Genomic DNA, 13,988 nt, shown 5'->3' with positions numbered 1-13,988 from the left:
GGGATTTATTAACGAATATACTGAATATCTGCATTATAATGTAGAAACTACTGTTATCTGCTACTGACTCAATCGATGGAGATGGCTTCTTGGTGTGTTCCGGATCATGAACGTAAACACTGGGTATAATCTTAGTTCTATCATATGCGCAGGCATATCTATCCGTACTTTTCACCATTTTTTTGTGTCCCATATTATCGGGGGAATAATTTGGATAAAGCTACAAATAGCGACCTGTTCAGCCTCACCTTGTCCCATCATAATACTTATAACAGCTATTATATAAATCATTAATTTGTTATAATAATCAGACCGGGCAACGATCATATGTAAAATCCAGTGATCATGGATACATCGTCACATTCCCTCCCACCCGGTACACCGATATCCTAAGCGAATTAAAATTCCTTCCACATAGTATCAAGCCTTAGGAAATCTGTTATAACAATATCAGGGAATTAACTGCTGGGTATACCTTCATATTTTAATTCCTACTTATTAAGGAGTTCCTCTTCTATAAACTGTCAATCACTTGTGCTTCAACCGCGGGAATCTCAACAGGGAATTTTATAGTGATTGTTAAACCGTTACTATTGTTAACTGAAAACGTTCCTTTTAGCTGTCCTGTCAGGCCTTTTAACAGGGTTAATCCCAGGGTACTGGTACTTGAAATGTTAAAATCCGCAGGCAAGCCGATTCCATTATCACTGATCTGCATTTCAATCCATGTTCCTATTCGTTTTACAAGGATCGTAATTTTTCCAGCTTGACTATCCGGAAATGCGTATTTCAGGGCATTGGTTACCGTTTCGTTTAATATAATACCTAAAGGTATTGCCTGTGAAACGTCAATATCTATATCATCAATATCCCACTCGATGTCGATATGATTAATCCTTTGATTTAATGAGCCATTCAACGAATGAATCAGTTCCTTGATATAGGCGGAAAGATTGATTTCGGAAATATGCTCAGTCTTATATAACTGGTCATGGATAAGCGCTATCGACTGCACCCGGTTCTGGCTTTCCAAAATGGCTTGCTGTGCGCCTTCATTCGACATATACACAGACTGCGACTGCAGCAGGTTCATCACGATCTGCAGATTGTTTTTTACTCTGTGGTTAACCTCTTTTAAAAGCAAATCCTTTTCTATCAGCAGTCTATCCTTATCTTCTAAAAGCCCGCTTTTGTCGATTACCAGCTGTTGAAGGTCGGTATTTTTCTGATCAATCTCCGCCTTTTGTCGGGTAAGTAATGCATTGTTGCGCTGCTTCAGTCTATATCGACTGTAAATCAAGCCGGTAATAATCAAAAGCATGGCAAATCCGCCAAAAGTGACCTGCTGAATGAGTTGATTGCGTTTGAGTTTGCTGTCGTTTATCTGTGCATTGCGGGTGAGGGAGTCAATGTGCCTGTTTTTTTCCAGCGTTTCATTTTCGACATGCAGTAAGGAGATCTGGTAAGCTTTTGCGATGTTATCAATGGAATCCTTAATCTTCTGTTCTTTGAGAAAATGGTCCAAAGCGGATTTCATATCCCCTTTCAAAGAAACCAGCTTATAATATCGGTATTCGGCAGTTCTGATTCCCGCGATGTAATTTAGCTTATGGGCCATGGTGGCATATAATTCCGTGTAATGGTAAGCCTGTTTCACCTGTCCTTTCTCTGAATAGTAAGAGGCAAGCGAGTTGTAAGCATCCATAAGTTCTTTCAGGTGATCAGGAGAAATTCCTTGAAGCATTTTTTTGATTTCCCGTGCATATTCACCAGCCGATTCAAGCTGTTTCGCATAAATCAGTGTATTAAGAAACTCCACATTTACCGCGAGTATTTCCAGTTCACCAGAGGCCAGGTTTTTCATTTCACGGAGCATACTCAAAGCTTTGGCAATGTTATTCGTGTGGGCGTATGCCAATGCGAGTGACGAGTATGCTGAATTGACAAAACCTCTGTCATTGTAAAGTTTTCCCATTCTCAATACTTCCTTGGAGTAGGGAATGGCCCGGGCATAATCTTGCTTTTTAATATAAGTTGAAGCAACAAGATGGTTGATAACGCAAACCTGCAGCGTCGTATCGTTTACCTCGTGGGCCGTTTTAAGGGCTAATAAATTATATTTCAAGGCATTGTCGTAATCACCTAATTTAAACGATGTCCTGCCAATATTCCAGTAGATTCCCTCAACCGTTCGGCGGCTTACGCCCTTTCCCAGGTTTAAAGCCTCGAATAGTAATCTAAGGCCCTCGGTAGTTCTTTCCGCTTGAAAAAGCAGGTTCGCGTTTGCTGTCAGCAGAAAAGAGAGCCACAGAATATTCCCGTTCTTTCTAAATATGGCGATAGCCTTGTTAATGTAAGTTATCCTGGTGGCAAGTTGAACGGGATCAGAAGTGGAATAGTATTGGGCGATTAGATGATAACTTCTGGCTTCTCCGTCACTATTTTTGTGCATTTGAGAAAAATTGAGCGCTTTTTTCGCAATTTCCAAAGCCATTTTCCCCTCATTTTGGTGATTAAAGGCTTCGGCCCTCAGCAGCATGGCATTAATAATCCCAAAATGATAATTTAGCCCGCGGCTAAGCACTGCGGCCTGAGTTGCAAAATTAATTGCCGAATCAGTATCCTTTTCTCCTCTTGTGGGTTTATGAAACATTAAATGTCCCAATGCAAGTTGCAACTGGACTTTAGTAGTATCCTCCTTACTTAATGCCAGTCGTTGTCGCAATACCGGCATGGGCAGCTCGTCCAGATTACTGGTCTGCGCCAGGATTGGAGTAGCTATTTGAAAGAAGAAAGCACACAACAATGCATATTTCATAAAACTGTTTCAATTCTGGTTTTTCCCAATGCTATTAATTCGCAAATATAATACAATAGCCATTTAGAATTCTACTTAACCTATAAACAGGGACCTGAACAGTTGTTTCCTTAACGGAGTTTTCGACCCTAAAAAGCTTACTGGATAAAACAAACCAGTTTCGTGGACCTAAAGTAATGAAAAGTCGTTATAATAATAATCATAACAGTTATCATTATTTTGATATAACGAAATAGACGTATGGCACGTCCCCGATGATCGTTCATGATTAACGGTTGCCATTTCTCCGGCAGCATAGCGATGACTGGAAAAAGCATCAATTATTTGATGCGAGTTATCATTTAATTGATATAAATAGCTGAACATTCCTGGCGAGATTCGTAAAATAAAAAATGGGAAAGTGCTTGAACTACGCCCAACCATCAGCGGGCAAATTACCGGCAGGCCCAGTAAAATTGACACTCAGCTGCCGATGGTGTATCGTACCAAGTAAATACTGAGATATTAAAGCTATGTACAACCATTAAAAAAATGATGATGAATACCAAGGTTAAAAAATTCGCCTGTTATGCCGTATTGGTGCTGATCTACACAGGCCTCTCCCAACTCGGGGATAGCCGTTTGCCACCCCCTATGGTTACCCAGTGCGCAATGGGTGATCAGCTCCAATTAGAAGTCAAGAAATCAACCCTAAGCCGGCCCGCTGACCGGAATGCACTCGGTAGCTATAGCACCAGTACACACATAAAGGGAAACACCGGCCCCAGGTTTGCAGTCAGGTCCCGTGAATTGAAATCACAATTAAACGACCCAAGAAATGAAGATTAAATCTATTTACGTTTTTGCAAAATGGCAGGTTAAAAACGGTCAGTTTGATCATATACTCGAGCTGTTGAACAAAGTGGCGGCCAAGAGTACAATGGGAGAAGGAAATCCATTTTTTAAAGCCAGCAGTTGTAATCAGGATCACAATACCATCATTGTGTTCGAAGGGTACAGGGATGCAGAAGCACAAAACAGGCATCAATCCACTGATCATGCTCGAAAATCGGTCGTGGGCCAGATTGTACCGCTTCTGGAGGAACGGGAAATGATCTTAACCACTCAACTGTAAACTACAGGACGCATGAAATTATCAGTAGAGGTGGTATATGCTTCAGTCTGTCTTTCTTTTGCCGGCGGCTTTAGTGATGCGGTAACATTTGTGGTTGTATTTGATATTTTTTCTGCTCATGTGACTGGCAATTTCATTGAATTCTCCAAGGACCTGATATTTGGGGCGCATCTGCACAGCTGGTTAAAGCTCCTGGTGTTTCCGGTATTTGTTCTGGCCGTGATGACGGGCGGAATCATGCGCTCCCGCTGCGATAAAACATCCACTGTTTTATATGCCGAGGGACTGATATTAATCACCTGCGGCCTGCTGGGGATGCTGAATGTGCTCCATTTCGATAATAATCCATCCTTTAACTATCTGCTGGCGCTGGGGATCGTTTTTGCCATGGGACTGCAAAATGCCTTTGGCAAGTTCTACAGTAAGTATTTGCAGAGTTCCACTACGGTGATGACAGGTAATGTTACCCAGTTTTCTCTGGACCTGGCCGGCTACCTGTTTACCGAAGCTTCCGGCAGGAGAGATTTAGAAAGCCTCAAGTGCAATTCCTGGGTGATCCTGGGCTTCTTAGCCGGTGCATTAGCCGGCTCAACCGGCGCTAAACTAATAGGAATAACAGCAATCATTTTGCCATCAATTGCAGTGCTGCACCTCTCCTTTAAAGGAGTTTTCTGGGAGCGCTTAACACAAAATCATTCAGAAAATCTGTCTGCAACTTTTGAACATAACATAAGTAAAACCCGATGAAAACACACACACCATTACAATGCCACGTTACCTATGTTGGGGGGCCTACCATACTATTAGAAATAGGAGGCCTGAGATTCATTACTGACCCAACACTTGATCCTGCGGGTACGGCCTTTGTTCTGAACGAAAAAATGACAGAATCAAAATTGTCCGGACCAGCATTTCATCCCCCGGACCCAATTGATGTGGTGTTGTTGAGTCACGACCAGCATTTTGACAATCTGGATCATGGTGGCCGCGATTTATTAAAAACTGCGGGAGTGACCATCACCACAAAACCCGGTGCTGAGCGTTTACAGGTAAACTGTATTGGACTCTCAGAAGGGGAGCACCACACTTTGGATACGCCTTCAGGCCATAAAATTCAAATAACAGCTACTCCTGCCCGGCACGGCCCTGCAGGTATTGAAAGAATCACGGGCGAGGTTATCGGTTTCCATTTGATGATTACCGGCATCGAACACGGTGAAATTTATATCACTGGTGATACCGTTTTTTACCATAAATTAAGAGAACTCTCCAATCATATACGTCCAAAGTACGTCTTTATATTTGCGGGGGCTGCACGGCCACGCGGGCCATTCAACTTAACCATGAGCACCAATGACGCGCTCGATACTGCCAATGCATTTGGGGAAGCGATGATCATTCCCGTTCATTCTGAAGGCTGGTCGCATTATACAGAAAACAACGATAACCTAATAGAAGCTTTCCGGATTCTAGGTATCGAGCATCGTTTGCAACTCTTGGAACCCGGGCTGTCCACCCTTTTATTTGAACAATAGCTACACTAACAAAATATAGATATGGAACAAAAACATCCTTTACCACCATTCAACCTTGAATCTGCGACACTCAAGGTACAGCTCGCCCAAGACGCATGGAATTCCCAGGATCCCATCAGGGTGTCCCAGGCCTATTCCATAGACAGCGAGTGGCGTAACCGTAGCACATTCCTAAACGGGCGTGAAGAGATCATCGAATTTCTGACTACTAAATGGGAACGGGAATTAGATTACCGGCTAAAAAAAGAGCTCTGGGCATTCAGTGAAAATCGGATTGCTGTGCGCTTTGAGTATGAATTCCATGATGCCAGCGGCCAGTGGTTCAGAGCTTATGGAAATGAGAACTGGGAGTTCGATGAAAATGGACTCATGGTGCGGCGGTTTGCCAGCATCAATGACCTGCCCATCCTGGAATCAGCACGCCGGATATAATCCACAGCATATCCTGGGATACCTTCAAGAATCAGCCCTACCCTGTTACAGACGAAAATCATAAAAATGAAAAAGCTACATATTATTTTAACCATACTCCTTTTTAATTCTGTGAGTGGCATTCAAGCACAGTCGCCAAAAAAAACCAATCCATCCCATAATTCTCTGCATACCCAGTACCGCAAGGTAAAGGTTGAGGATGTAGAAATATTTTACAGGGAAGCTGGGGATCCTAAAAAACCAACTGTCCTGTTGCTTCACGGGTTTCCCTCATCATCCCACATGTACCGGAATCTAATGGAGTTGCTGGCTTCCCACTACCATTTAATCGCACCTGATTACCCGGGGTTTGGCCTAAGCAGTAAGCCGTCCCCTAGAATATTCACTTATTCTTTCGATCATATCGCCATAATCATGGAGAAATTTATTGATCAGCTCGGCCTAAAATCCCTGAACTTTTACCTGCAGGATTATGGAGGTCCGATTGGTTTCAGAATCATCAAAAAAAGGCCCGAACTGGTCAGCTCGATCATCATTCAAAACGCCAACATGTATATGGAGGGGTTGGGACCTGCTGTACAGGAAATTGGAGCATTGACCCAAGCAAATGACACAAAAGGTCTGGAAGCGGCTACCGCCTATATGATGTCTTTGGAAGGCATCAAAGAGCAGTATGTATACGGGACTACCCACCCCGAGCGGATAAGTCCTGACAGCTACTACATGGATCACTTTATTTTCAAGGAGCCCGGTGTAAAAGAAATTCAAAAGGTAATTTTCAAAGACTATGGCAATAACTTTCCAAAATACCCGGAATGGCAGGAATATCTCCGCAAATACAAACCCCATGTATTGATTACCTGGGGTAAGGATGATAAGATATTTCCTGGATCTGGTGCCTTGGCCTATAAAAAAGACCTGCCCAATGCGGAAATACACTTATTTGACGGAGGACATTTTCTGCTGGAGGAATACGCTCGGGAGGTTGCGCATCTCATGGGTAGCTTCTTGCAGAAAAAAAACCTTAAGTAGTTATGTTTAGGGTCCTTAACGTGATTAAGGTTTATAACGCGACAGCCTGCTTAAGAAACAGGCTGTCTCTACTTTACTGGCTCACTCCCGGGCTGCATTTCACCCAAGATCATCAATGATGGTAAGTGGTGTGTTAATCCCGTTACTATTACATCAATCCTGTAAGTTCTGAATACATTTTCGGGAAATTTCCGGTAGAAATCCTTGGCATTTGAAACCTGTATCATCAATGACCTGGCATTATCTTAAAGATCAGACACTACACCTTAATAATTTAATTTACAACCATATATACACAGAAAACACCTCGCTGGAAATCGTTCAATACCTATCACTTTTCTGATAACTGATATCTATCCTATGCTATCATTTCTGGTTAAAGCTATCGTAGTTTTACCAAAGTTTAACGGGAGAAAACCAGAGATAATTCATTACCAAACCAAAATTTATAATAAAGCAACAGAGGGTTATACTCCGTCAATATTGATAAAAAAACTAAGGTTAAACTATTAAAACGAAAAAAATGTCCAACATCCTTCACATTATTTCCAGCCCTCGGGGCGATGCGTCCAACAGCATTAAACTTGCCAATGCTATCATTGATCATCTAAGGATAAAAGATCCTGGTGCTGCTGTCCATGTTAAAGACCTAACCAAATCACCATTCCCGCATTTGGAAGAAGTGCACCTGAATGCATTTTTCACACCGGCTGAAAAGCACACCCAGGAAAATAAAACCGCCATCAGTCATTCAGATCATGCCATAGCTGAAATAATAAATGCCGATGTCATTGTCATTGGCGCCCCAATGTACAATTTTGGCATCTCCTCTACCCTTAAGGCCTGGATTGATCACATTGCCCGGGTCGGAATTACCTTTAAATATACTGACCATGGCCCCGAAGGATTAATCCATGGGAAAAAAGTCTACCTGGCAGTTACCACAGGAGGCATCTATAGTTCAGGGGATTATGAGCGCATCGACTTCCTAACCCCATACCTGAGATTCATGCTGGGATTTATAGGACTTGAGGATGTCACTGTTTTCCGCGCAGAAGGCTTTGCTATATCTGGTGTTCAGGAGACCGCACTTGAGAAAGCAATTGACAGTATAGCCTAGCTGATTGTAACAAGCGATTCGAGAATATGCGATCAGGAATTTTATGGACAACGGTATTCATCTTTTTCCTATCGCTGTTCCAGGCACAGGTATCGGCACAAAGCTTTGAGCTATTGCGGTATGATGAGGATTACAGCATTTTAAAGGATTCCACTAAAAATCTTTATCACCGGTTAAAATTCATTTCCCTGAATCACCTAAAGGATAGGTACCTGAGCCTGGGCGGAGAAATTAGGCATGAGTTCGGTGGAAAGATCGACGAAGACTGGATAAAAGACCAGGGGTACAATTATTCCATACTCCAGCGTTATTCAATCCATGCAGACATCAATGCAAGTTCAAGGCTTAGGTTTTTTGTGCAGTTGAACAGTGCCCTGGAGAACGGGAGCAAATACGGCCCTGCCCCGAGTGATGAAGACAAACTCAATGTCCAAAACCTGTTTGGGGAATTCAAATTCCTAAATGGAGCTATTTACCAGCTATCCCTCAGACTAGGACGACAGGAGATCAATTATGGCTCAGGCAGGCTCATATCCGTTCGGGATGGCAACACCACCCGCCAGTATTTCAATGGGGCTAAACTGTTGTTCATTACAGCTGATTTTGCCCTGGATGCCTTTGTCTTTGCCACGGACGAAGTCAAGTTCGGCCTGTTAGATAATCGAACCGGCCATCAGGCCAACCTCTGGGGCACGTACTGGAATGTTAAACTTCAGCACGCACAAAGCCTTGATCTGTATTACCTGGGCATAAGCAGAGAGCATGCTAAATTTGAACAGGGAAACCAACATGAACTCAGACATACCCTGGCCGCACGGTATTTTAAAAACGGCGAAGGCTTCTCTTATAATCTAGAAACCGCCTACCAATTTGGGAAGTTCGGTGAGGGAAATATCAGCGCCTGGACTGCAGCAATTGAACTGGGTTATACTTTTAAAGATGTCAGGTTTAAACCATCTATTCATCTCCGAAACGACTATATTTCCGGGGATAAACTCCCGGGAGACGATAAACTGCAAACCTTTAATCCATTATATCCTAAAGGAGGATACTTTGGTTTTAATCCATTGATAGGTCCATCCAACCTGATTGATATTCATCCTTATCTGACCTTAGCCATCACTGGCAGACTAACCGTGCAAGGCGAGCTGGCTTTCAACTGGAGATACTCCTTACAAGATGGGCTTTACCGACCAAGTGGTAACTTTAACGCTCCTGGATCTGGTTCTGATCGTCGCTATATTGGCACCACCTACCTTATCAGTGCAGATTATCAATTTAACAACCATCTGCAGGTGAGCTGCGGCGGACAATATTTCAGCGTAGGCGATTTCATAAAGGACATCACCCCCCTTTGGGCCGACTCGAAATATTTCAATGTCCAGGTATCTTTTAAATTTTAAACCCGGGACCGGTGTTAGGCTTAACCTCCAGCTTAAGCAGCGTACGATATTGCTCAACAACTTAAATGAACAGTGGGTTGCAAAATGCCAGTAGCGATCAAACTCAGCCCGGAACAGAAATATGAGTTGATATAAAAAAAGCAATTACTAATTAAAGTAATTGCTTTAACAACTTTTATATTCCCTGACTACGGATCGGTTAATGCTTAATGATGTTGGTACCCACCGTAAAAATTTACCGGGCTCCAACTGGGTAGCGCCTTGGGCATCATCGGAGCATATTTGGTAAATTCACCAGAACCGTACACGGCTTTGCCGTTTAAAATGGTCAGCTCTGAGCGTATATTTTTAATGTCTGCTCCGTCAATATTTAAGTAATCCGCCGAAAGAATCACCAGGTCGGCCAGATAACCAATTTTTAGCATGCCTCTGTCTTTTTCCTGACGTATCAGAGAAGCACTACCCTGGGTATATAATTTAAGTGCGGCGATCCTGTCAAGACAATTTTCTTTTGCAGAAAATTCAACTCCGCCAACAGACCTTCCGGTTACAAACTGATAGATACCAATCCAGGGATTATAGCTGGAAACCCTTGTGCCGTCGGTTCCTCCGCCAACCCTAATGCCCTTTTCTAGCATCATGCGTACCGGAGGAGAATTAAGCGCTGCCTTTTTGCCATATCTGGCGATAAAGTTTTCTGCCTGAAAGGCCATACGGTCCTGAACTGCAATTCCGCCACCGAGCACTTTGATCCTGTCAAGATTTTCATTGCTAACCGTCTCGGCATGATCAAAGAACCAAACAAGCCCATCCAGCGGAATTTCCTTGTTGACCTGCTCGATGACATTCAGGAACCGGCTAATGCTTTCGTCATAAGTAGCGTGTAACCTGAAAGGCCAACGATGTTTGACAAGCTCGGATATCACCGCCTTCAACTGGGCCTCCATAATTAATGGAAGTTCCGGCCTCGGCTTGGTAAAGTTTTCAAAATCGCCGGCCGAAGAAACCAGGTTTTCCCCTCCACCCTGGACGTAATATTCGGTGGCTTCATTCGAATGTCCGTCACCGCCATGCTCGGCGATTTCCACCATATTGATCCACTTGAGGTAATCCTGCAATTCTGTACCGGGCTTCTGTGCGAAAAGATAATAAGGCAATCTGATGGTCAGTTCACCCTTTTTAGCTAACAAATCCGTGACACTGTAATCATCTGGGAAATTTTGAAAGCCTCCTCCTGCATCCATTACACTGGTGACCCCAAGGGAATTGAGTTCTGAAACGAACTGCCTGGTAGAATTGATTTTTTCCTGATCAGTTAACTCCGGCAATTTTGACAAAGTAGAGTACAAAATAAACGCATTGGGCTCGGCAATCAACAGCCCGGTGGGCTGGCCTGCCGGATCTTTCTGGATTAGTCCGCCTACAGGATTTGGCGTATCGCCTGTAATGGAAAGTTTTTCCAGGCCTGCCTTGTTTAAATAAGCCTGACCATAAAGATAAAGAATAAAAGCAGGGGTATCACCCGTTGCCTCATTGATCTCTTGTAAAGTAGGCAGCCGTTTTTCCTTAAACTGGTATTCGTTCCAGCCACCAACTACCCTCACCCATTGACCGGCAGGCGTTCGCGCAGCTTGTTCTTTTAGCATAGCCAGCGCTCTTTTGAGGCTTTTTACACCATCCCATCGTAACTCAGTATTGTAAAACCTTCCCCCGCGAATCACATGAAGATGCGAATCATAGATACCAGGAATCACTGTTTTGCCCTTAGCATTGATCATTTTAGATCCGGATTGTTTTAACCGAAGGATCTCCTGATTGCTTCCCAGAGCGATTATTTTATTACCCGCTACTGCGATTGCTTCAGCTGAGGGGCGCTGATCATCAAGGGTTAAAAACTTGCCATTAGTGATGATCATATCTGCTTTTTGTTGGGCAGAAAGCCTGCTGGTAAAAGCAAACACTACGATGATTGAAAAAAGAGATAATTTCATGTCAGTTTGTTTTTGACACAATAAGGCACAATCACCTTGGCCTTATTGTGTCAATGAGTTAGTGTTTGATTACGTCCTGAGCGTACTGAATTCCGATACCATACGCACCACCATATTTCTTGATGAGATCGGTAGTAGCTTTATAGGTTTCCGATCTGGCCCAATCACGCTGAAGTTCCAGTAAATATTGCAAGGAGGTGATTGGGTGCGCACCGGCCTGCACCATCCTGGTGACCGCCTGGTCGTGTGCCTCTTTGGAGACATCCCCACTTGCATCAGTAATCACATAGACGGTATAGCCTTCGTTGATCGCAGACAGAGCCGGTCCAACGATACAAACGCTGGTCCACAGTCCCCCCATCACCAAAGTCTTTTTACCCTTAGCTACTACGGCTTTCTGGGCATTCAGATCTTCCCAGCAATTCATTGTTGTTCTGTCGATTATTGTTGTGGAGGAAGCCGGATAAAACTCGCTGATCTCAGGAAATACCGGTCCGCTGAAAGATTTCGCCGCCACGGTCGTAACGACTGTCGGGACATTAAAAATTTTAGAAGCACCTGCCGAAAGTGCCGCATTGTTGCGCAAAACTTCAACAGGGAGGTTACCAACAGCGAAGGCCATTTGACTCTGATAATCGATGAGTACCAGGGTGTGGTTGGTTGGATTTAACAAGGCCGGGCTTGGCTTTTGTGCAAAACTGTTTAAAGATGCAATGGCAATAATTGATGATAAAATTAGCTTTTTCATTGTTATATATTTACTGATGAATAATGGATTATAAATTGGTATTGTGTTGGGTAGTGTGATGCCCCGCCCTTGGGTTAATTGCTAGCCGAAAATTGAAGAAATACTATCGCCGGCTGGAAGATGCCTCCTAACCAAAAGCGATCCCAGCTGTACCTAACAAGCCGCCAGATGTCATTAAAATCCTTTCGGCAATTAACTTTGCAGCAGGATTGCCCCAGCTAAAGATCAACAGGCGTATTATTTCGCATATTGTGCTGAAAAATGACATCTTGTAGCATATTTTATCCTTTAAGGTAATGAAACCTGTCCGGGCACCGCCAGATAAGATCTATGAAGTCTCCCCATTATGCAGGAGACCAGAGATCCACAGGGAGTTATAAAAGGGATGGATTATAGTTAAACTTTTCGATCCAGAAAATCTTTAATCTTCTCAGCAATCTGATCACCGTGGCTCTCCAGGGCAAAGTGACCGGCATCAAACAAGTGGTATTCCAGGTTTTTGACATCTTTCTTATAAGCCTCAGCCCCGCTTACTGGAAAAATGTAATCGTTCTTGCCATAAACAATCAACATCTCTGGGTTATAGTCCCTGAAATATTGCTGCCACTCCGGGTATTTGGGCGGGTTAGTGCCGTAATCATAGAACATGTCGAGTTGGATCTGCCCATTTTCATGTCTTTCAAGATGTCGAAGGTCAATTTCCCAGTTGTCCGGACTGATTACCGAAGTATCAGGGACTCCGTGCGTATATTGCCATTTCAAACCATCCGGATTGTGGAAAGTGCTCAGGGTATGTTCAGCCTCTTTGTTGGAGTGGTCTGCCCAGTAAACTTTGAAGGGATCCCAGAAGGCTTCCAGTCCTTCTTCATACGCACAACCATTCTGAACGATAAGCGTGTCAATCCTTTCCGGATGCTTTGAAGCAATTCTCCAGCCTACCGGCGCACCGTAGTCCATCAGGTACAAGCTGTATTTGACGACATTTAATTTGCTAAGCAACTCTTCAATGATCAATGCATAATTGTCAAATGTGTACTCAAATTCAGCGATAGGTGGCTGTTCGCTCCGGCCATAACCAGGATAGTCAGGGGCGATCAGATGGTACTTGTCCGATAACTGATCAATCAGGTTACGGAACATGTGTGAAGATGTAGGATAGCCATGCAGCAACACAAGTGTGGGAGCATCTTTCGGCCCTGCTTCCCGATAGAAAATGTTGACACCCTTGATGTCGATAAAATGATAAGTGGTTTGATTTTTCATGATTTTTTTAATTACTGATTAATGGTTACGCCTATCTAAGGATCAATGCCGGCGACATTTCAAAAGTAATGGCCCTGGACTAATCTCGTATATCATGCTAATTATACATCTTATCATTAAAATCATATATGCACAAACACATGATTATCAGCCAAATACCAATAATAATTTAGCATTTCCATACAAACACTTAAGGGATAAATAAAATACCACTCAGCCAGACGGGAGAGCATTATTAAAAATGAATACCAAAATCATATTTAACTTAAACAAAATTCCGGCGGGCACCTGTGGGGCTAGAGTTATGACAAACTTTTCGGACAGAAGACGGCGGCCCGTTTGCTTAATACCTACGGCTTTGATCAGAGAATTCTTCGGCCAGCAGAACCAATACCGCCTCTTCTTTTTAAGGGAGATGGCTCCGAACTTGCGGCTTAACCGCGGATTTTACAACCGTAAGCGGTCAAGCATTTCGGGAGTCTAATAATGGTTTTTCTGGGATCCATTTCTCAATAAGCATGACAACGCCATG

The 13,988-nt window shown here is 43.4% G+C and carries 13 protein-coding genes; 8 read left to right on the top strand and 5 right to left on the bottom strand.

The features are described from left to right. Positions 1 to 514: 514 nt before the first annotated feature. On the bottom strand, positions 515 to 2,818 hold the full coding sequence (locus tag AC6CH7_RS00530; RefSeq protein WP_498260809.1) for a tetratricopeptide repeat-containing sensor histidine kinase: 2,304 nt from the start codon (positions 2,816 to 2,818) through the stop codon (positions 515 to 517). 531 nt (positions 2,819 to 3,349) lie between these two features. Here AC6CH7_RS00530 and AC6CH7_RS00525 point away from each other — a divergent pair. From AC6CH7_RS00525 to AC6CH7_RS00490, 8 genes are all read left to right on the top strand, one after another. Next, complete coding sequence (locus tag AC6CH7_RS00525; RefSeq protein WP_498260808.1) at positions 3,350 to 3,646, top strand: hypothetical protein; 297 nt, start codon at positions 3,350 to 3,352, stop codon at positions 3,644 to 3,646. Further along, a complete protein-coding gene (locus tag AC6CH7_RS00520; RefSeq protein WP_498260807.1) occupies positions 3,636 to 3,932 on the top strand; it encodes a putative quinol monooxygenase in 297 nt (98 codons plus the stop codon). Before AC6CH7_RS00525 ends, AC6CH7_RS00520 begins: the two co-directional genes overlap by 11 nt. Before the next feature lie 12 nt (positions 3,933 to 3,944). Further along, the gene (locus tag AC6CH7_RS00515; RefSeq protein WP_498260806.1) at positions 3,945 to 4,679 is read left to right on the top strand and encodes a YoaK family protein; all 735 of its coding nucleotides are present in this window, start codon (positions 3,945 to 3,947) and stop codon (positions 4,677 to 4,679) included. Beyond that, a complete protein-coding gene (locus AC6CH7_RS00510; RefSeq protein ID WP_498260805.1) occupies positions 4,676 to 5,467 on the top strand; it encodes an MBL fold metallo-hydrolase in 792 nt (263 codons plus the stop codon). The genes AC6CH7_RS00515 and AC6CH7_RS00510 overlap by 4 nt, the downstream gene beginning before the upstream one ends. Positions 5,468 to 5,488: 21 nt before the next feature. Continuing rightward, a complete protein-coding gene (locus AC6CH7_RS00505; RefSeq protein WP_498260804.1) occupies positions 5,489 to 5,899 on the top strand; it encodes a nuclear transport factor 2 family protein in 411 nt (136 codons plus the stop codon). 66 nt (positions 5,900 to 5,965) lie between these two features. Then, positions 5,966 to 6,931, top strand: a complete 966-nt coding sequence (locus tag AC6CH7_RS00500) for an alpha/beta fold hydrolase (RefSeq protein ID WP_498260803.1) — start codon at positions 5,966 to 5,968, stop codon at positions 6,929 to 6,931. Between the two features lie 523 nt (positions 6,932 to 7,454). Further along, positions 7,455 to 8,051, top strand: coding sequence for an FMN-dependent NADH-azoreductase (locus tag AC6CH7_RS00495; RefSeq protein WP_498260802.1), 597 nt, complete (start codon positions 7,455 to 7,457; stop codon positions 8,049 to 8,051). A gap of 26 nt (positions 8,052 to 8,077) precedes the next feature. Next, positions 8,078 to 9,454 carry an alginate export family protein gene (locus AC6CH7_RS00490; RefSeq protein ID WP_498260801.1) on the top strand — a complete coding sequence of 459 codons (1,377 nt, stop codon included), beginning with the start codon at positions 8,078 to 8,080 and terminating at the stop codon, positions 9,452 to 9,454. 206 nt (positions 9,455 to 9,660) lie between these two features. On the opposite strand, the gene AC6CH7_RS00485 is transcribed toward AC6CH7_RS00490, so the two are convergent. The 4 genes from AC6CH7_RS00485 to AC6CH7_RS00470 form a co-directional block, all read right to left on the bottom strand. Then, on the bottom strand, positions 9,661 to 11,445 hold the full coding sequence (locus AC6CH7_RS00485) for an amidohydrolase (protein ID WP_498260800.1): 1,785 nt from the start codon (positions 11,443 to 11,445) through the stop codon (positions 9,661 to 9,663). A gap of 58 nt (positions 11,446 to 11,503) precedes the next feature. Then, the gene (locus AC6CH7_RS00480) at positions 11,504 to 12,193 is read right to left on the bottom strand and encodes a hydrolase (protein WP_498260799.1); all 690 of its coding nucleotides are present in this window, start codon (positions 12,191 to 12,193) and stop codon (positions 11,504 to 11,506) included. Between the two features lie 127 nt (positions 12,194 to 12,320). Continuing rightward, complete coding sequence (locus AC6CH7_RS00475) at positions 12,321 to 12,461, bottom strand: hypothetical protein (RefSeq protein WP_498260798.1); 141 nt, start codon at positions 12,459 to 12,461, stop codon at positions 12,321 to 12,323. Between the two features lie 128 nt (positions 12,462 to 12,589). Beyond that, positions 12,590 to 13,456, bottom strand: a complete 867-nt coding sequence (locus AC6CH7_RS00470) for an alpha/beta fold hydrolase (RefSeq protein ID WP_498260797.1) — start codon at positions 13,454 to 13,456, stop codon at positions 12,590 to 12,592. Positions 13,457 to 13,988 lie beyond the last annotated feature (532 nt).

Source organism: Pedobacter sp. GQ55, from assembly GCF_059758925.1.
The sequence above is the reverse complement of the archived record's forward strand: the minus strand, read 5'-3'. Positions and strand labels throughout refer to the sequence as shown.